This is a genomic window from Enterococcus sp. DIV0175 (assembly GCF_050529075.1).
Lineage (GTDB): Bacteria > Bacillota > Bacilli > Lactobacillales > Enterococcaceae > Enterococcus_B > Enterococcus_B thailandicus.
In genome coordinates this window covers 2364127-2383403 of the sequence record NZ_CP172880.1, presented here as the reverse complement: position 1 = coordinate 2383403, position 19277 = coordinate 2364127, and the positions used below count along the sequence as shown (strand labels likewise).

The following is a 19277-nucleotide window of genomic DNA, read 5'->3' as shown; positions in this document are numbered from 1 at the left end:
TTTACTGTGCTTAATGTACAACTGTTAAAAATATATTTTGTAAAAAAATGTTCTTTCTTCGCGCATTTTGGTGAAAGTATCAATGAAGTCCGGCTAGAAGTTTTCTATATTAATAAAAATGATTGACCTAAAATTCTGAAAAGGATTTTGGGTCAATCATTTTTGCTGTTCGAGACGATGGTTCACGTTGTTCAAATTTTTTGTGTAATGAAAATTAAGAAAGTATCTAGTTTTAAAAACTAGATTGAATGTTTTTGATAACTTTGATATGATGTGGATGAAATTAGAAAAGGAGACGAACTAATGGAAAAAATGCGTGAACAATTAGTTGCGTGGGGAACAGATATTGAAACCTTTCGTTTGCCGCGTTGGGAAGAATTACCCGATTTAGAATTATACATGGATCAGGTAATCACTCTGATTGATCGTTATCTATCACCGATTATCCAAGGCGAAAAGCATCCATTATTGACGTCCTCAATGGTCAATAATTACGTCAAGCAAGGCTTGATTCCAGCGCCAATCAAAAAACGTTACAATAAGCGACATGTTGCTTTTTTAATCGCGATTACAACTTTGAAACAAGTTTTGACGATTCCAGAAATCAAAGATGGAATTTTGTTTCAAGGAAAAGTGATTGGTATTCGTGAAGCCTATAATTTATTTTGTGAAGAACAAGAAGCAGCGATTCATTTAATCAGTCAACAAGCACAAGGAAAAGAGCAAGCACCACTCATTTTAAATCAAACAATGGCAGTCGAAATGATTGCTGTCAAAACGGCGACATTATCTTTTGCCTTAAAATTACTTGCAGAAAAAACAATTATGTTAGAAACAGATTATCTAAAAGGGGAGAAACCAAATGAATAAAGAAAAAATTGCAATTTTAGTCGATTCAGGTACAGATGTTCCGGCAGAATTGATGGAACAATATCAGATGTATATGATTCCTTTGAAAATTATTTATTCAGATCGTGAATATATTGATAAGGTAGACATTACCCCAGAAGAGATTTATGAAAAGTTACCAACAGAAATTCCAGGAACTTCACTACCTGATGGTGAAACGATTACTGCTATTTTTGATCAAATCAAAGCAGATGGGTACGAAAAAGTGCTAGCAATTACAATTTCTAGTGGCTTATCTGGCACCTATAATGTTGTGCGATTGATTGCTGAACAACAAACGGCGTTAGAAACGTATATCCTTGATACAAAAAATATTGGAATTGGTGCGGGTTTCTCAGCTATTCAGGCAGCAAAATGGCTTGAAGAGGGAGTGAACTGGCAAACATTGATTAACAAATTGGAAACTCTAGTGAAGCAAACGAAAGTGTTTTTCAATGTAGCGACACTTGAATACTTACAAAAAGGTGGTCGAATTGGTTTAGTTGCATCCATTTTAGGAACAGCTTTGAAATTGAATCCAATCATTTCATGTAATGAGGAAGGAATCTATTACACGGTTGCTAAAGCCAGAGGTCGTAAAAAAAGTCTGGATAAAACTGTAGCGTTAATTAAAGAGCGAGTAGGCGATGCAAAAGTTTTCAATTTGGCTGTCGCACATGGAGCTGCGGAAGAGGAAGCACATGCAATGGAAGCAAGGTTGCGCCAAGAGTTTCCACAAGTGCAACAAATGTATTTTGGCCAAATTTCACCGGCTCTCGTAGTTCATACTGGACCTGGTTTATTAGGTGTAGGTGTTCAAATTTTGAAAGCTTGATTGAAAAATATGTCTCAGAAATGTAAATCCTTGGAAATTTTCAAGAAAATGATATAATTGCAAGGAAAGGGGATATATTTTTTTATGAAAAAAGGTATCGCAGAATTTATTGGCACTTATATTCTAGTCTTTGTTGGGACTGGCGCAGCCGTACTAGGCGGAGGAGCAGAAGGGATTGTTGGGATTGCTGGCATCGCGTTAGCATTTGGTTTAACAATTGTTGCAGCAGCTTACAGTATTGGTACTGTGTCTGGCGCTCATTTGAATCCAGCTGTTTCGATTGCAATGTGGATGAATAAAAGAATTTCCGTTACTGAATTAGTTTATTATATCGTAGGTCAAGTTGTTGGGGCATTTGCAGCTTCATTAACATTATCTGGTTTGCTTGACTCAGCAGGTAAAAGTGTTGAAAACTTAGGACAAAATGTTTTTGAAATGGGTACAGTAGGTGCATTATCAGTTGAAATTATTTTAACTTTTATCTTTGTATTAGTTATCATGACTGTTACCAGCCAAACAAAAGGAAACAGCAGCTTAGCTGGTCTAGTGATTGGTTTGTCATTAACATTGATTCACTTCGTTGGGATTCCATTAACAGGAATGTCAGCTAACCCAGCACGTAGTTTAGCACCAGCTGTTTTAGTTGGTGGTCAAGCGTTAGAACAAGTTTGGGTATTTATCGTTGCGCCAATCGTAGGTGGGATTCTTGCAGCACTTGTTGCAAAATATCTATTAAATACTGAAAACGATAGCGTAGAAGCTTAAGCCTTCTTAAAAGAAAAGTCAGGACAGAAATGTTCTGGCTTTTTTTAGTAGCTTGAATATACACTTTAAGTGCAACAGTTGATTACAAAAAAAGACTCATAGTTAAAATAGGTTTGTCTAGAACACTATTCGAAAGGAAGATAGCTATGAGCCACTATAACCATCTTACAATACTCGAGCGAGAAAACATATTTTTATTCTTCAATCAAGGAAAGTCTATACGTTCCATTGCTTCTCTTATGAAGCGTAGCCCTTCTACAATATCTAGAGAACTTAAACGTAATACAAAAAATACTACGTATTCTCCTGTGCTTGCTCAAACTATATATTCCTATAGAAAACAGAACTGTGGGCGAAAATTACTCTTGTCTAACAACAGGGTCTGGACTAGCGTTCGAAGATTATTTGTAGAAGAACAATGGTCTCCTGAAGAAATTTCTCATCGTTTAAAAAGTGAACGAACTGGTATTGCTATAAGCTACACGACAATTTATCGTGGTATTTATAATGGACTTTTTGAAACAGAGCCTCTAAGCCATGGAAATCGAGGATTGGTTCGTTCACTTAGACACCGCGGAAAAACAAGACATGCCAAACATCCTGTTGAGAGAAGAGGAAAAATTGAGAAGAAACTATCCCTATTTGTTAAGGACAAGTTCATTGAATTATTTTCCTCTATCCATCCTAGTCGAGTGAAATCAATCACTCCTGATCGTGGAAAAGAGTTTTCAAAACATTCAGAAATCACGAAATCTCTTAATGGTGTTCCTTTCTATTTTCCTGATCCGCATGCGCCTTGGCAATGAGGGACAAATGAGAACACCAATGGTTTACTCAGAGAGTATTTACCAAAAAATAAAGAGATGGATAGTGTTACTGATGAAACAATTGATCAATATATTCTTAAATTAAATTTACGGCCAAGAAAATGTTTACACTGGAAAACACCCTACGAAATATTTTTTGGAGTAACGTTGCACTTAATTTGACAATTCAAGAGATAAAAAATTGGGGAAATGATTCATTTTTTGAAAGAGTAATTTATATTTAATTCTTTTTATATGATATCAAAATCAATTTATTTAAAATAAGGAACAGTTACCACAAAAATAGGAAACTATTTTGTGTGTTTGTTTCTTGTTTTTTTGTGGGCTTGAACGCTTTGTGCCACAACCTTTATTCACGGTGTTCCCAAAGTAGCTTCTTCGGTAATAAGCCCTCTTTTCTTAAAAATATGGAAAGCTATTTTTAGAAAAGATTCCTTATTACTTGAAGCTAACCACTTTGTGCCACAACCTTTATTCACGGTGTTCCCAAAGCAACTCCTCGAAATAATTCACAACTGTCCAAAAATATGAAAAGCTATTTTTGTCAGTTGTTCTTTATTTTTTCGAAGCTAAACGCTTTGCGCCACAACCTTTTTAAGTTTCCATTTCATTTCAAAAGCAAGGATGAAACAAATCTCGAAATACGGTATAATGAAAAGGTATGACAATAATAAAAAAGAGGTGGCTCTTTATGAAGAAAATTTTAGTTGTCGATGACGAAAAGCCGATTTCGGATATCGTTAAGTTTAATTTAACAAAAGAAGGTTACGATGTTTACACTGCGTACGATGGCGAAGAAGCCTTAGAAAAAGTCGAAGAGGTAGTACCTGATTTGATTTTATTAGATTTGATGTTGCCAAAAATGGATGGGCTAGAAGTAGCACGAGAAGTTCGTAAAACTTATGACATGCCGATCATCATGGTAACTGCAAAAGATTCTGAAATTGATAAAGTTTTAGGATTAGAACTTGGTGCGGATGACTACGTGACAAAACCGTTTTCGAATCGAGAATTGGTAGCTCGTGTCAAAGCCAATTTACGTCGTGGCGCAGCAGCTGCAAAAGAAGTGGAAGAGGTAACACCATCAGAACTAACAATTGGTGATCTAACAATCCATCCAGATGCTTACATGGTAACGAAACGTGGCGAAACAATTGAGTTGACACATCGTGAGTTTGAGTTGCTTTTCTATCTAGCAAAACATATTGGACAAGTAATGACACGTGAGCATTTACTACAGACTGTTTGGGGTTACGACTATTTTGGTGATGTCCGAACAGTTGATGTTACTGTACGTCGTTTGCGCGAAAAAATCGAAGATAATCCAAGTCACCCGAACTATTTAGTTACGCGTCGTGGCGTCGGTTACTACTTGCGTAACCCAGAACAGGAGTAATCAATGAAGAAAAAGGTCCGCTTTTTTCGATCAGTCAATTTTAAAATCGCCATTACATTTATTTTGATTTTATTGATTTCGATTGAAATTATTGGTGCGTATTTTATACGTGGTTTGGAGCGCTCCACGATCAACACTTTTATCAAAGATATGAATCAGACAGTTGTCTCATTAGCTTCAACAATTAGTCCTGAGCTTAGTCGAAAAGATACGGCAGATCCAGATGAGGTCAATGCGAATATTAAACGTTTTATCGAAAATAGTGCTTCAAGCGATATTATCGAAATTCGTGTGGTTGACGAAAAAGGGATCATTCGGGGGACAACGGATGTAAGTGAACAAAGTTCTATCGGTAAGAAAAATGATTATGTAGCCGTTGATGATTTTACTACTAAACGTTATGTCGCACTTGATTCAGATGACAAGCGGGTAAATATTAATGTTCAGCCTATTCTGTCCCCGACCGGCGATGCCGTCATCGGGGCTCTTTACGTCAAAAGTGATATTGAACAAAAGTACTCAGAAATTAGTAACACAGCGATTATCTTTTTCACGGCTTCTCTGATTGCGGCATTCATTTCCATGATTGTGTCGGTCTTAGTTGCACGTTCGATTACACAACCAATTGGCGAAATGCGCGAACAAGCTATCCGCATTGCGCGGGGTGACTATAGTCGAAAAGTAAAAGTCCATGGACAAGATGAATTGGGGCAATTGGCAGATACTTTTAACCAGTTGGCTGAACGAATCGAAGAAGCACAAGATACGATGGAAGCTGAACGAAATCGGTTGGATAGTGTCCTTTCGCATATGACGGATGGGGTCATTGCAACTGATCGTCGAGGAAAAGTCATTACGATTAACGATATGGCTTTATCCTTGTTAGATATTAAAAATGAAGAGGCAATTGGTCAGTCTATTTTGACCTTGCTTGACATCGAAGAAGAATATACGTTGCGTAAATTATTAGAGAATCCAGATGAAATGGTTCTCGATCGTTCAACAGGCTCCACTGAAAGTGACCAAATGATTTTACGCGTTGATTTCTCCATGATTCGTCGTGAATCAGGCTTTATTAGTGGTTTGGTTGCTGTCTTACATGATGTAACCGAGCAAGAAAAGACAGAACGTGAACGTCGTGAGTTTGTTTCCAATGTTTCCCATGAACTACGCACACCGTTAACAAGTATGCGTAGCTATATTGAAGCGTTGAGCGAAGGCGCGTGGCAAGACGAAGAAATTGCACCGAACTTTTTGAAGGTCACTTTAGATGAAACAGACCGAATGATTCGGATGATCAATGACTTATTGAATCTTTCTCGAATGGACACGGGACACACACAGCTGCAATTAGAATACGTCAATTTTAATGAGCTAATCAATTTTGTACTTGATCGTTTCGATATGATGGTTGGTAATCAAGAAAAAAAATATGCGATTCGCCGTGAATTTACCCAACGAGATCTCTGGGTTGAAATAGATACTGACAAAATCATACAAGTAATCGACAATATCATGAATAACGCTATTAAATATTCTCCTGATGGAGGAACGATTACTTGCCGTCTGTTAGAAACACATAATAACGTTATTCTAAGCATAACTGACCAGGGGCTAGGTATCCCTAAAAAAGATTTGACTCGAGTATTCGAGCGTTTTTATCGTGTAGACAAAGCTCGGGCACGTGCTCAAGGCGGAACAGGTCTTGGCTTAGCGATTTCGCGTGAAGTAGTTAAGGCACACCGAGGCGCCATTTGGGCAGAAAGTAAAGAAGGTCAAGGTTCGACTTTCTATATTTCATTACCATATGAACCATATGAGGAGGACTGGTGGGAATGAAAATTTCAGGGAAAATCATCCGGATTGGACTAGTTTTGATGGTTGCACTGAGTTTATATTTCTCCTATGTCATCTGGCTAAGTCCTGCTGGAAAAGAAACAGTGAATGTTGACGAAACGAGTTCACAAGTGATGACTGAATCACAATCAAATCGAAAATCTTCAGAAATTTTTTTACCACTACACGTGACGTGGGTCCAAGGAGAAAATATCCAAGAAACAAATAGTGAAAACTTAGTTTCGCGCCTGCAAACAGTAATCGGTAAAGCTCGTTTTGGTAAGCTTTCAGAAGTGGTTACAGGAGATAAAACTGAATTTGATCAGAAAAAGGAACTTTCGGAAGGCTTTGAGTTAACTTATCTAGCACCATTTTTGTTACAAGAATATATCCAAGCATTTGGGTTGAACTTAGATGTAAGTAATCTATCTGATGATACGGAGATGATTTCTTTTACTTGTATTCAGTTTGATGAAAAAAATAAAAAAATTCGTTTCTTGGATTTTGTTCATCAAACGATTTATGAAGCTAACCTTTCTTTAGACTGGGAAGACATCAAAAAAGAGTTATCTTTTGATGAAAATAAATGGACTAAAATGTCTAAAAAAACATCTGTGATTGCTCATCAATATGATACAGAATCACCAATTAAGTTAAAAAAATACAGTTATATTTTATCGCAACAACCGTACACACTTTTTCGAAATGCTTTCTTTCAATCCCCAGATGAAGTGAAAAATAATGATGAAAGCAGCGAACTGATTTTTTATGGTGGCAATGAAACGATGACGATTCATTCTGCCAGTCAAGTTGTAGATTTTCGTGGAGAGTTATCTGATACAAATAATAACGGAAATATTTACTCGAAAAGTTTTCCATACATTAGTAAAATTGGCAGCAACTTAGGAAATCTTCATTATTTTGATCGTACGGATAATCAAATTGACTATCGGATTTTTGTTGAAGGATTCCCAGTGTTTGGCACGGATAGTAAAGGCAAAGTTGGTATAACGATTAATGGTGAAGCTACTGAAAAAACGCAAGTTAACATTCAGACCAGCTTAAATGCAATCCAAGTACCTATTCCTTCAGACGAGTCAGTGGAATTGGCTAGTACGGCAGACGTTATTCAACAATTAGTTACCCATGGTGCGGAAAAGGAAGAACTTGAATCAGTCATTATTGGTTACACGTGGCAAAATATCAAAGAAACGAACCGGGTCGTAGACTTGTTACCAGAATGGTATGTGAAATATCAAGGGAATTGGTACTCCGCCAGTGAGTTGTCTAACAAACTAGCTGAAATGGGGGCGAACTAAGTGGACTTTAAAAAAATTGAATGGATTTTTTTCCTAGCTTTCTTAGGCCTCAATGTTTTTTTATTCAGCAGTTATCACGAGGCAATGAATCAAGAAAACAATGTGATACGTTCAGACCAAACAGAATCGCTGCAAAATCGTCTAGCTAGTGATGATATTTCTTATTCAGGAAATATTTCTTCTGAGAGTAAACAGGGATACTATTTAAGTGCCGAACAAAGCGATCTTGGTACGGTCTTAGCACAACACCGAAAGAAGAATCCAACAGGGCTACTTCGTAGTGGAATCACTTTTGATGGGCTGTCGACTTTAACGAAGACGTTCACTGCTGAAGAATCTGAAAAGTACAAAATCGACAACAAACAGACCAAACATTCGATTACAGAATTTTTGAATAGTCAAAATAACGTACTTTATGGTGATGAATATGAATTTATGTCGAATTTCTCCACATTAGAAGGAAATTCACTAGAAATTGAAGCAAGCCAGTCCTATGAAGGAATCCCATTTCATGACGATACTGCTGAAATCAATTTTATAGTGGAAAAAGACGATGGTGTTTATAAACTGACGAAATATACCCAGACGCACTTAACAAACATTGAACAACTACGTGAAAAAATGGATCTATATTCAGAAGAGGAAGCAATCCAAACGCTTTATGTGAATAATAAGATTCCTAGTTCTTCAAAAATTTTGTGGCGTCAACTTGCTTATTCTTGTATCGTGAAGGTTCGTGAAAAAAATGTATATGTTCCAATTTGGTATGTGGCTATTGAAACGAGTGATAAAAGTGTTCAAATTGAATCAGTCAACGCATTCAGTAATACGATTGTGACAAATAATGTGGTTCCAAAAGTGGAAGATAATTAAAAAAGTAGGTATAATGAAAAAAGTTTACAGTGTGAAGAAGGGAAGTAATAAATAAATGGTCGAAGAAAAACCAGCTTTTAAAATCAGTATCCTTGCGAGTGGGAGTTCAGGAAACTCACTTTATTTAGAAAGTGAGAAGAAACGACTATTGGTGGATGCAGGTCTTAGCGGGAAAAAAATTACTTCCTTGATGGCTCAAATTGATCGTAAACCTGAAGATTTAGATGGCATTCTAGTAACGCATGAACATCGAGATCACATTCATGGTGTAGGTGTGCTGGCGCGGAAATATCATTTAGATGTGTATGCCAATGAAAAAACGTGGGAAGCAATGTCGCCATTGATTGGCAATGTCCCCGTCGAGCAAAAACATTTATTTGAAATGGGAAAAGTCCAAACTTTTGGGGATGTAGATATTGAAAGTTTTGGTGTTTCGCATGATGCGGCTGCGCCACAGTTTTATCGTATCTACAAAGAAAATCATTCATTTGTGATGCTAACAGACACTGGTTACTGTAGTGATTATATGCGTGGAATTATTGAAAATGCGGACGGCTATCTAATGGAAAGTAATCACGATTTAGAAATGTTGCGAATGGGTTCTTATCCTTGGAATTTAAAACAACGAATTTTGGGAGATCGTGGTCATTTATCAAATGAAGATGGTGCATTAGTGATGACTGATGTAATTGGTAATCGAACAAAACGTATCTATTTAGGTCATTTGAGTAAAGAAAACAACTTGAAAGAGTTGGCGCATTTGACGATGGAAAATACGTTAAAAGAAAAGGATTTTGGTGTGGGTTCTGATTTTGATGTGTACGATACGGATCCTGATCAGGCGACGGAATTGTTTTCGATTTAAAAAGGTTGTGGCACAAAACGTTCAGCTCCGACTAGATAGCGAACAGTCATTCAAAATAGCTTTCCATATTTTGATATGGATGCAAGCTATATCGAGGAGCTGTTTTGGGAACACCGAAGGTAAAGATTGTGGCGTAAAACGTTAAGTAACAAGATGATTTCTAGCAATCTGCTTTCTATTAAGAACATAAAGTATTCATTCCAAATAAAAAAGGTGCAATCGGTTATTTTTAGCTAACCGGTTGCACCTTTTTTATTTTAACTGCTTTATTGGCTCACGACACTAACATGCTTATTCTCATGTTTATCTGCCAGTACTTCGTCAATCAAAGCAATGGCATAGTCTGCCATGCTGACAACGCTTTCTCCCTGTGCATTCTTATGAAGAAAGTCATCATCTAGTTGATATTTTCCTGTTCGTTCGCCTGTTGGATTGAAGAACGCAGCTGGACTGATATAGGTCCAACGAAGTCCTTTTGTGTCTTTTAAATGAACAAGTGCTTGCGACATATGGAAAGCTGTTGGATAAAAAGGTGCGTCTTCTGGTACTTGGTCAATCATACGAGTTGTTTTTTCTGGATCAATAAATAGAGAAGAAGCACCACCAACGACAAGTAAACGAGTCGAAGTATTCGCTAAAATTTTTGCTAAGTGTGCAAGGGATGTTTGATGCATTTCTTCCTTACCTACAGGTGCATTGAACGCATCAACAACAACGTCAAAAGGAGCAAGGTCTTCAGTCGTCAAATCGTATAAATCCTTTTCAATAAATGGAACAGTTACTGTTAATTTTTTGGCATTTCTGACAATGGCTGTAACGTCAAGATGACGAGCAAGAGCCTCCTTCAAAATCAATGAACCTGCGTGACCAGTTGCGCCAATAATTGCTATTTTCATCAAAAAACCTCCTATCATTTCCTTTATTGTATGAAGTTATGTCACTTGGGTCAAAGAATTGGTTTTTTATAGAAGATTTTAACACCAGACTTTCTTTTATAATTATTGCTCTGTTATAATTAAAAGATAATGAAAGGAGGGGGAGCCGTGTTTGAAGCAGAAAAAATCAAGCAACTGAATGAGCTGGAGATGATTGTTTATAATTACTTGATTGCTCATTTAGAAGAAGTGTCAAAAATGACGATTCGTCAATTGTCAGATGCATGCCATGTATCAACTTCGACGATTTTACGTTGCTGTAACAAATTGGGCTTACAAGGCTTTTCTGAGCTGAAATTTGCAATAAAAAATTATCAAACACAAGCAAAACAACAGATGTTTGAACAATTTTATGATGCAACGGTTCAGGTAGATTCTTTTTTGAAAAAGGTCAATAATGAAAGTTATCGAATCGTTTTGGAGCAAGCAGTCCAAATGATTTTAGAAGCCCGTCATGTTGCTTTTTCTGGAATTGGTACAAGTGGTGTCCTTGGATTATATGGTAGTCGTTATTTTATCAATTTAGGGTTGAATGCCTATAGCATCACTGATCCGTTTGCTCCAGTCCCTTCTCGCGGATTAGAAAGTACACTAGCAATCATTTTGTCTGTATCAGGTGAAACGGTTGAAATGATTGAAAAAACAGAGGATTTTAAACGCTACGGTGCAAAAGTTCTTAGTATTACAAATGATGAAACCTCGACGATTGCTCGTTTGGCAGACTATAATTTGTCTTATTATATGCCAGAGACAAGAGGAAAAGAGGAATCGCTAAACCTGACAACACAAGTTCCGGTGGTGACTTTATTAGAAATGTTAGCGCAAAAAGCGAGTCAAGAAATAGAAAGAGCGCATTAGCCTGTTTTTTTTGTTGGAACATGTTCCTGCAGAAGGCTAAGCTCTTTTTTTCTTTGTACAGGTTAGTTATAGTTATATATGTAAACGGATACAAAAAAAGAAAGGAGTATAGAATAGGATTTATTGGATGAAATGCACTTATTTTTTATTGGATGATTTTTTTAATTTAACTGGATAAGGAGAGAAGTATTATGAATGAATGGATTAATGAGAAAGTTTTACCTCCGGTTTTAAAATTTGTTAATACGAAACCTATTACTGCGTTACGTAATGGGATGTTATACACAATGCCGTTCACAATTGTTGGCTCGGTTTTCTTACTACTTGCTAACTTCCCCGTCACAGCAGTTTCAGAGTGGGTCAACAATTCTGGACTCGCAGTTTATTTTAACCAAGCGTATGGTGCTTCATTTGCTATTATGGCAATTTTTGCAGTAGTTGGGATTGCTTATTCTTACGTCAAAGATGAAGGCTTTGAAGGGCTACCAGCAGGGATGATCGCATTGGTTATCTTTTTACTAACTATGCGTTCAGATGTGACGGATGCAGAATCTGGTGTTGTAATTGGTAACGTAATTGATAAAGGTTGGACTGGTGGTCAAGGGATGATCAGTGCAATCTTGGTTGGTCTATTTGTTGGTTGGGGCTACACTTGGTTCCTAAAAAGAGATATTCGAATCAAATTGCCAGAGCAAGTGCCGGATAACGTAGCAAACTCATTTACAGCGTTGATTCCAGCAGCTGTTTTGATTACCTTTGCAATGCTTGTATATATTTTCTTTGATGCAGTCTTCAGCACAACAATGATTCAATGGATTTATGAAGTAATCCAAAGCCCAATGCAAGGTGTAACAGATTCACTTGGTGGTGCGTTGATGCTTGGTTTCTTAGTTCCATTCTTATGGTTCTTTGGAGTACATGGTTCAACAATTGTTGGTGGGATCATGGGACCAATCTTACAAGCAAACTCATTAGCAAACACAGAGATTCTTGAATCTGGTAAAGCATTGACCGTTGCAAATGGTGGACATATTGTTACGCAACAATTCTTAGACCAATTCATGACAGTAACAGGTGCTGGGATGACGATTGGTGTTGTGATGTTCATGGTTTTCTTTGCAAAATCAGCACAGTTCAAACAGCTTGGACGTTTATCTTTAGCTCCAGCTATCTTTAACATTAACGAACCCATTATTTTTGCAACACCAATCGTAATGAATCCGATTATGGCGATTCCATTTATTGCGACACCAGTTGTTTCTGGTGTGATTACTTACTTCGCTTTGTATACAGGATTAGTTCCATTGTTTACAGCTGTACAAGTACCATGGACAACACCACCAATTATTTCAGGATTTTTAGTAGGTGGCTGGCAAGCGGCGTTGTTACAAACATTTGTTTTAGCAATTGGTTTCTTTATCTACTTACCATTCGTGAAGAAAATTGATGCAATGAACTATGCACAAGAAAACGATCTTTCTTTTGCAGAAGCAGATCAATTAGAAGAATCACAAGTTTTATAAACGATTTTACAAATTAACGAGAAATGAGTCGATCGTATGAGCGTGTTGAGAAAAGGATTTTTATGGGGCGGTGCAGTAGCAGCCCATCAATTAGAAGGTGGTTGGCAAGAAGGTGGCAAAGGTGTTAGTGTTGCTGATGTTATGACTGCTGGAAAAAACGGTGTGGCAAGAAAGATCACAGATGGTGTGATTGAAGGCAACTATTATCCTAATCATGAGGCAATTGATTTTTATCATCATTATAAGGAAGATGTTCGTTTATTTGCTGAATTAGGTTTGAATTGTTTTCGGACATCAATTGCCTGGAGCAGAATTTTTCCAAAAGGTGATGAATTAGAACCAAATGAAGCAGGGTTACAATTTTATGATGACCTATTTGATGAATGTCTAAAATATGGGATCGAACCGGTTATCACGCTTTCCCATTTTGAAATGCCTTATCATTTAGTAAAAGAATATGGTGGTTGGCGAAATCGAAAAATGATTGAATTTTTTACTCGGTTTGCGGAAACTTGTTTCACTCGTTACCAAGAGAAAGTGAAATACTGGATGACCTTTAATGAAATCAATAACCAAGCGAATTTTCACGAAGATTTTGCACCATTTACTAATTCGGGTATTCGTTATGAAGAAGGCGAAGATCGCGAAGCAATCATGTACCAGGCTGCACACTATGAATTAGTGGCAAGTGCGCAAGCGGTAGAAATTGGTCATCGGATTAATCCAGATTTTGAAATTGGTTGTATGATTGCCATGGTGCCAATCTATAGTTACTCATGTAGCCCCAATGATATGATGGCAGCAACAGTTGCGATGCAAAGACGTTATTGGTTTACTGACGTGCATTGTAAAGGTCGCTATCCAAGTTATATGGATGCGTACTTTAAACGAAAAGGATTTGAATTAGATCGAACAGCAGAAGATGCCCGTATTTTAAAGGTAGGGTGTGTCGACTATATCGGCTTTAGTTACTATATGTCGTTTGCAATCAAAGATCATGATAAAGCACCAACTTTTGACTATGATGAAGCAGCAGACTTAGTAGAAAATCCTTATGTGAAAGCATCTGACTGGGGATGGCAAATCGATCCTATGGGTTTGCGTTACGCAATGAACTGGTTCAATGAACGTTACGAAAAACCATTATTTATTGTGGAAAATGGGTTTGGTGCAATTGATGAGATTGGGGAAAGCGGACAAGTCGAAGATGATTATCGCATTGAGTATTTGCGAGAGCACATTGCTTCAATGAAAGATGCTGTTGAATATGATGGTATTGATTTAATGGGCTACACGCCATGGGGATTCATTGATTTGGTTTCTGCCGGGACAGGAGAAATGAAAAAACGTTACGGCTTTATCTATGTTGATAAGGACAACGAAGGAAATGGAACATTGGCAAGAAGCAAGAAAAAATCGTTTGATTGGTATAAGGAAGTTATTGCCACAAACGGTGAAACATTAAGCTAAAAAAACTGCGACAAAATCGTTTAAGATTTTGTCGCAGTTTTTAATTGAAAGCAAAAATTATTTTTGGATTAACAACTGTACAACGATGACCAATGTATTCATACCTACATGTGTAATCATTGAAGTCCAAATTCGACCAGTTGATTTATACAATAAACTAAAGAAGAAACCTAAGAAAAAGTAAACCAATAGATGACCATCTGCATGTGCAACAGCAAAAAGTAGAGAACTGATTACAGCACCTACCCAAAAATTCGAGTAGTGACTAACGAGTCCTAGAATACTACGACGAAAAACAAGCTCCTCCATGATTGGGCCACCAATAGTCGTTGCTAGAATAAATGCGGGTGCTTTTAAAATCATTTGGATGATGTTTTGCGTATTTTCAGATGGAGCGCTTTGACCAAATAAGAAAGTTTCGATTCCGACAGCCGCACCTTGTAAAAAGATTGCTATCAAAATACCACCTAATCCAAGTAAAATGATTTCAGGAACACTTGCTTTAGGGACATCTGCCTCTATTGTTAAAGGTTCCTTTTGTTTGAAGTACAAAAACAGCAGCAAAACTGCTCCTAGTAAATAAGTAATAGTCATGGCCGAAATCAAACCAGTCGAAGAGGTAACAATACCTGTGATTCTTAAAAGGGCAGGTGAAACAAAGACTAAACCGTAGCAAAAAATGCTTAGTAGACTATATTTTTTTAATGACATGAAATTCCTCCTTACAGGCTCTTATAAAAGATGACTTACCTGTGTTAGTAGACAAGATTTATTGGTAATTATACCATACGAAAGTTGTTCGCCAATGAAAATAAAAAATCAGATTTCTTTGATTTAAAAAGCTTGCAAAAAAGGAGCAGAATGAGTATTATTAAAAATGTAGGTTAGCACTCGAAAGGTAAGAGTGCTAACGGAACTAAAAATCGTGTTATCGGAGGGATTTATCGTGTTAAAACCATTAGGTGACCGCGTCATCATCGAAGTCGCAAAAGAAGAAGAAAAAACTGTTGGAGGAATCGTCTTAGCTTCCTCTGCCAAAGAAAAACCACAAACTGGTAGAATCGTTGCGGTTGGTGAAGGCCGTTTATTAGAAAACGGTGAACAAGTTCCTGCCGCTGTTAAAGAAGGCGATCAAGTAATGTTTGAAAAGTATGCTGGGACAGAAGTGAAATTTGAAGGTAAAGAATATTTGATCGTTTCAGGTAAAGATATCATGGCGATCGTTGAGTAAAACAAGATAAACAAAATTTATTATTGAGGTGAAACCAATCATGGCAAAAGAATTAAAATTCGCAGAAGACGCACGCGCAGCAATGCTTCGTGGCGTAGATAAATTAGCTGATACAGTAAAAGTTACCTTAGGTCCAAAAGGCCGTAATGTTGTTTTAGAAAAATCTTATGGATCTCCATTGATTACTAATGACGGGGTAACAATTGCAAAAGAAATCGAATTAGAAGATCATTTTGAAAATATGGGTGCAAAATTAGTTTCTGAAGTTGCTTCAAAAACGAATGATATTGCTGGTGATGGTACAACTACTGCTACTGTTTTAACACAAGCAATCGTTCGTGAAGGCTTGAAAAACGTAACAGCCGGCGCTAATCCTTTAGGCATTCGTCGCGGAATTGAATTAGCTACAAAAGCGGCAGTAGAAGAATTACACAATATTTCAACAGTTGTTGATTCAAAAGAAGCAATTGCACAAGTTGCGGCTGTTTCTTCTGGTTCAGAACAAGTAGGTCATTTGATTGCGGATGCAATGGAAAAAGTCGGCAATGACGGTGTCATCACAATTGAAGAATCAAAAGGGATCGAAACAGAACTAGATGTTGTTGAAGGAATGCAGTTTGACCGTGGATATTTATCACAATACATGGTTACTGATAATGACAAAATGGAAGCTGTTTTAGATAATCCATATATCTTGATTACAGACAAAAAAATCTCAAATATTCAAGATATCTTGCCTCTATTAGAACAAATTTTACAACAATCTCGTCCATTATTAATCATTGCAGATGATGTAGATGGCGAAGCATTACCAACATTAGTATTGAATAAAATTCGTGGAACATTTAACGTAGTTGCTGTCAAAGCACCAGGATTTGGTGACCGTCGTAAAGCGATGCTTGAAGATATCGCTATTTTGACAGGTGGTACAGTAATCACTGATGATCTAGGTCTAGAATTAAAAGACGCAACTGTCGATAACTTAGGAAATGCTTCAAAAGTTGTTGTTGATAAAGACAATACAACAATCGTTGAAGGTTCTGGCGATAAAACAGCAATTGACGCACGCGTTCAATTGATCAAAAATCAAATTGCTGAAACAACTTCTGACTTTGATCGTGAAAAATTACAAGAGCGTCTAGCTAAATTAGCTGGCGGTGTTGCAGTAGTCAAAGTTGGTGCGGCGACTGAAACAGAATTAAAAGAATTGAAATTACGTATTGAAGATGCATTGAATGCTACTCGTGCTGCCGTAGAAGAAGGCATGGTTTCTGGTGGTGGTACTGCATTGGTAAATGTTATTGGAAAAGTTTCTGCAGTAGAAGCCCAAGGTGACGTAGCAACAGGAATTAAGATTGTTGTTCGTGCATTAGAAGAACCAATTCGTCAAATCGCGGAAAATGCTGGCTATGAAGGTTCAGTAATCGTTGATAAACTGAAAAATGTTGAACTTGGTACTGGGTTCAATGCTGCAACAGGCGAATGGGTAAACATGGTGGAAGCCGGAATCGTTGATCCAACAAAAGTAACTCGTTCTGCATTGCAAAATGCTGCTTCCGTTTCAGCATTGTTATTAACAACAGAAGCAGTTGTTGCAGATAAACCAGAACCAGCTGCACCTGCTGCTCCAGCAATGGATCCATCAATGATGGGCGGCATGATGTAATCACTACTTTCAATTCATAAAAATTGAAAGTATAACAAAAAAGAGGCACATCCTGTTCAAAGGGGGTGTGCCTCTTTTTTGTGCCTATTTTCTTTCGAGAAACAACATCTTAAAAAGAAATACGATTAAATTAGATGTAAAAAATTATCTGAGGAATAATTTTTATCTTCGTTCATATGGCTGCACAGCTTGCTGTTTGTTCTTACTAGAAAAAACTACAAGAAGTAGAAAAAATTTCTGTTGCTTTAGCTTAGTTATTAACTCTAAATAAACAAAAATCGTTTAGTACGTCTTCTTCATGGCCAAAAATAGTCGTCTGTGTCGTTTAGTAGGCACATATAAAAATATATGCTATATTTGTAATATCATTATAATGTATGCGCATACATTATAGGTGATGCAACTAAAACTTAGGAGGATGAAGATGGACGGATTGATGAAGTGGATGGAAAAATATATTTTACCTGTGGCAACAAAAATAGGGTCAGAAAAGCATTTAGTCGCCTTGCGAGATGCCTTTATTGGTACGATGCCAGCAACAATGGCTGGTGCAATCGCAGTTTTGCTTAATGCTTTCATGCGCGATTTTCCTAATACCTATTTAGGAGAGGGCAATGCAATTACAACCTTTTTTACACCTGTTATTGGTGTAAATGGATTGATTTGGAATGGAACATTGGCGATTATGGCAGTTGTGTTTGCACTTTCTTTAGGCGCAAATTTAGCAAAAGCGTATGAAGTTGATCCTGTGTCAGGAAGTATTGTTTCATTAGTCGCTTTTATCATCGGATTACCGGATGCCGCTACTGCAGTTTTGACATTACCAGAGAAGTTATCAGAAGAAGCTTCGACAATGATCACTACAGCAGGTGGAGTTATTTCTGATGCTGCAGAAGGTGGCCAAACGCTCTCGATGGGCGCATGGGGTTATTTTAACTTTGGTAAGTATATGGGTGGATCGGGTCTTTTTACTGCAATGATCTTTGGATTTATTTCAGTCATTATTTTTGCTCTTTTAATTCGAAAAAACATTATTATCCGTATGCCGGACTCTGTACCACCGGCTGTTTCTAAGGCTTTTGCTGCAATCATCCCTGCAGTGGTTTCCTTGTATGTTGTTGGAATTATTAACTATTTATTCAAACAAACGGCTGGTGTTCCTTTAATCGACTGGATTTCTGAAGCAATCCAAAAGCCTTTAATGCATCTTTCACAGGGCTACGGCGCAGTATTTATCATTGTGCTACTTGTTCATGTTCTCTGGTTCTTTGGGCTTCATGGAACGAACATCATGTCACCAGTACTACAAACACTTTATGGAACTGCTATGGTTGAAAATACGAATGCTTTTCAAAATAATGAGCCAATTCCGTTTAAGTGGGTAGCCGGCTCTTTTGAAGCTTTTGTCTGGCCTGGTGGTGCAGGTGTGACTTTAGTATTAATTGTAATGATTCTTTTCTTATCAAAACGTGCGGATTATAAAACAGTTGGGAAATTAGGTATTGCTCCGGGTTTATTCAATATTAATGAACCAGTGATGTTTGGTTTGCCGGTTGTACTAAATCCGTTATTAATGATTCCGTTTATTTTAGCGCCTTTAGCTACTGCCACTATTGCATACTTCGCAACGATGGCGGGATTTGTAAGACCTGTAGTTGTCAATGTAATCTGGGTCATGCCAACGATTATTAGTGGTTTCTTAGCGACTGCTGGAGATTGGCGTGCCATTGTGTTGACGATTGTGAATTTGCTTGTAGCAGCATTGATTTGGGCACCATTTATTCTTGCGGCAAATAAGTTAGACCCTAATTTGGGAGAAACAAACGAAACAAACTGATTGCACTGAAAAAGTTGTTAATAAGTATAAAAATAATCCAAGCAAACAGTATTTCCAACTTGTTTGCTTGGATTTTATTTAACCAAAACTTTCCGCTTGCTCTGGGACGCGTTTCATAAACTATACTCGAGCTATCAAGAAGGAGGGCTTACC

16 protein-coding genes and 1 pseudogene are annotated in these 19277 nt (G+C 37.3%); 15 read left to right on the top strand and 2 right to left on the bottom strand.

Features of this window, described 5'->3' with window-relative positions:
* Positions 1–303 precede the first annotated feature (303 nt).
* The 9 genes and pseudogenes from IGJ76_RS11235 to IGJ76_RS11195 all read left to right on the top strand — a co-directional run bounded on the left by IGJ76_RS11235 (position 304) and on the right by IGJ76_RS11195 (position 9604).
* Positions 304–870, top strand: a complete 567-nt coding sequence (locus IGJ76_RS11235; RefSeq protein ID WP_067482907.1) for a DUF1836 domain-containing protein — start codon at positions 304–306, stop codon at positions 868–870.
* Positions 863–1723: a DegV family protein gene (locus IGJ76_RS11230; protein WP_430596629.1), complete on the top strand. Its 861-nt coding sequence runs from the start codon at positions 863–865 to the stop codon at positions 1721–1723. Before IGJ76_RS11235 ends, IGJ76_RS11230 begins: the two co-directional genes overlap by 8 nt.
* Before the next feature lie 84 nt (positions 1724–1807).
* Positions 1808–2488 carry an MIP/aquaporin family protein gene (locus tag IGJ76_RS11225; RefSeq protein ID WP_067482903.1) on the top strand — a complete coding sequence of 227 codons (681 nt, stop codon included), beginning with the start codon at positions 1808–1810 and terminating at the stop codon, positions 2486–2488.
* A gap of 146 nt (positions 2489–2634) precedes the next feature.
* A pseudogene (locus tag IGJ76_RS11220) lies at positions 2635–3477 on the top strand (IS30 family transposase).
* A 529-nt stretch (positions 3478–4006) separates the two neighbouring features.
* Complete coding sequence (gene yycF / locus IGJ76_RS11215) at positions 4007–4711, top strand: response regulator YycF (RefSeq protein ID WP_067482900.1); 705 nt, start codon at positions 4007–4009, stop codon at positions 4709–4711.
* A gap of 3 nt (positions 4712–4714) precedes the next feature.
* The gene (gene walK / locus IGJ76_RS11210; RefSeq protein WP_086270682.1) at positions 4715–6550 is read left to right on the top strand and encodes a cell wall metabolism sensor histidine kinase WalK; all 1836 of its coding nucleotides are present in this window, start codon (positions 4715–4717) and stop codon (positions 6548–6550) included.
* Positions 6547–7866 (top strand): YycH family regulatory protein, encoded by a 1320-nt coding sequence (locus IGJ76_RS11205; protein WP_067482898.1) that lies wholly within the window; start codon positions 6547–6549, stop codon positions 7864–7866. The genes walK and IGJ76_RS11205 overlap by 4 nt, the downstream gene beginning before the upstream one ends.
* Positions 7867–8739, top strand: coding sequence for a two-component system regulatory protein YycI (locus IGJ76_RS11200; RefSeq protein WP_067482897.1), 873 nt, complete (start codon positions 7867–7869; stop codon positions 8737–8739).
* 55 nt (positions 8740–8794) lie between these two features.
* Positions 8795–9604, top strand: a complete 810-nt coding sequence (locus tag IGJ76_RS11195) for an MBL fold metallo-hydrolase (protein WP_067482895.1) — start codon at positions 8795–8797, stop codon at positions 9602–9604.
* A gap of 266 nt (positions 9605–9870) precedes the next feature.
* On the opposite strand, the gene IGJ76_RS11190 is transcribed toward IGJ76_RS11195, so the two are convergent.
* Entirely contained in the window at positions 9871–10500 is a 630-nt protein-coding gene (locus tag IGJ76_RS11190; protein WP_430596628.1) for an NAD(P)-dependent oxidoreductase, read from the bottom strand.
* Positions 10501–10647: 147 nt separating this feature from the next.
* On the opposite strand from IGJ76_RS11190, the gene IGJ76_RS11185 reads away from it, so the two are divergent.
* The 3 genes from IGJ76_RS11185 (at position 10648) to IGJ76_RS11175 (ending at position 14390) form a co-directional block, all read left to right on the top strand.
* Complete coding sequence (locus tag IGJ76_RS11185) at positions 10648–11397, top strand: MurR/RpiR family transcriptional regulator (protein WP_086270683.1); 750 nt, start codon at positions 10648–10650, stop codon at positions 11395–11397.
* A gap of 191 nt (positions 11398–11588) precedes the next feature.
* A complete protein-coding gene (locus tag IGJ76_RS11180; protein ID WP_067482886.1) occupies positions 11589–12920 on the top strand; it encodes a PTS sugar transporter subunit IIC in 1332 nt (443 codons plus the stop codon).
* Between the two features lie 36 nt (positions 12921–12956).
* Positions 12957–14390, top strand: a complete 1434-nt coding sequence (locus tag IGJ76_RS11175; protein ID WP_067482885.1) for a 6-phospho-beta-glucosidase — start codon at positions 12957–12959, stop codon at positions 14388–14390.
* 57 nt (positions 14391–14447) lie between these two features.
* Here the strand turns inward: IGJ76_RS11175 and IGJ76_RS11170 are convergent, their stop codons facing one another.
* The gene (locus tag IGJ76_RS11170; RefSeq protein ID WP_071869116.1) at positions 14448–15101 is read right to left on the bottom strand and encodes a CPBP family intramembrane glutamic endopeptidase; all 654 of its coding nucleotides are present in this window, start codon (positions 15099–15101) and stop codon (positions 14448–14450) included.
* 235 nt (positions 15102–15336) lie between these two features.
* Between IGJ76_RS11170 and groES the strand changes: the two genes are divergently transcribed.
* The 3 genes from groES (at position 15337) to IGJ76_RS11155 (ending at position 19124) form a co-directional block, all read left to right on the top strand.
* Complete coding sequence (gene groES / locus IGJ76_RS11165) at positions 15337–15621, top strand: co-chaperone GroES (RefSeq protein ID WP_067482883.1); 285 nt, start codon at positions 15337–15339, stop codon at positions 15619–15621.
* Positions 15622–15661: 40 nt separating this feature from the next.
* Complete coding sequence (groL, locus tag IGJ76_RS11160; protein WP_067482882.1) at positions 15662–17287, top strand: chaperonin GroEL; 1626 nt, start codon at positions 15662–15664, stop codon at positions 17285–17287.
* 424 nt (positions 17288–17711) lie between these two features.
* Complete coding sequence (locus tag IGJ76_RS11155; protein ID WP_270608158.1) at positions 17712–19124, top strand: PTS sugar transporter subunit IIC; 1413 nt, start codon at positions 17712–17714, stop codon at positions 19122–19124.
* The last annotated feature ends 153 nt before the right edge of the window (positions 19125–19277 follow it).

Coding starts and splice junctions, on each gene's coding strand:
- IGJ76_RS11205 (WP_067482898.1), top strand. CDS start 6,547: ATGAAAATTTCAGGGAAAATCATCCGGATTGGACTAGTTTTGATGGTT.
- yycF (WP_067482900.1), top strand. CDS start 4,007: ATGAAGAAAATTTTAGTTGTCGATGACGAAAAGCCGATTTCGGATATC.
- IGJ76_RS11175 (WP_067482885.1), top strand. CDS start 12,957: ATGAGCGTGTTGAGAAAAGGATTTTTATGGGGCGGTGCAGTAGCAGCC.
- walK (WP_086270682.1), top strand. CDS start 4,715: ATGAAGAAAAAGGTCCGCTTTTTTCGATCAGTCAATTTTAAAATCGCC.
- IGJ76_RS11190 (WP_430596628.1), bottom strand. CDS start 10,500: ATGAAAATAGCAATTATTGGCGCAACTGGTCACGCAGGTTCATTGATT.
- IGJ76_RS11235 (WP_067482907.1), top strand. CDS start 304: ATGGAAAAAATGCGTGAACAATTAGTTGCGTGGGGAACAGATATTGAA.
- IGJ76_RS11225 (WP_067482903.1), top strand. CDS start 1,808: ATGAAAAAAGGTATCGCAGAATTTATTGGCACTTATATTCTAGTCTTT.
- IGJ76_RS11195 (WP_067482895.1), top strand. CDS start 8,795: ATGGTCGAAGAAAAACCAGCTTTTAAAATCAGTATCCTTGCGAGTGGG.
- groL (WP_067482882.1), top strand. CDS start 15,662: ATGGCAAAAGAATTAAAATTCGCAGAAGACGCACGCGCAGCAATGCTT.
- IGJ76_RS11230 (WP_430596629.1), top strand. CDS start 863: ATGAATAAAGAAAAAATTGCAATTTTAGTCGATTCAGGTACAGATGTT.
- IGJ76_RS11180 (WP_067482886.1), top strand. CDS start 11,589: ATGAATGAATGGATTAATGAGAAAGTTTTACCTCCGGTTTTAAAATTT.
- IGJ76_RS11155 (WP_270608158.1), top strand. CDS start 17,712: ATGGACGGATTGATGAAGTGGATGGAAAAATATATTTTACCTGTGGCA.
- IGJ76_RS11170 (WP_071869116.1), bottom strand. CDS start 15,101: ATGTCATTAAAAAAATATAGTCTACTAAGCATTTTTTGCTACGGTTTA.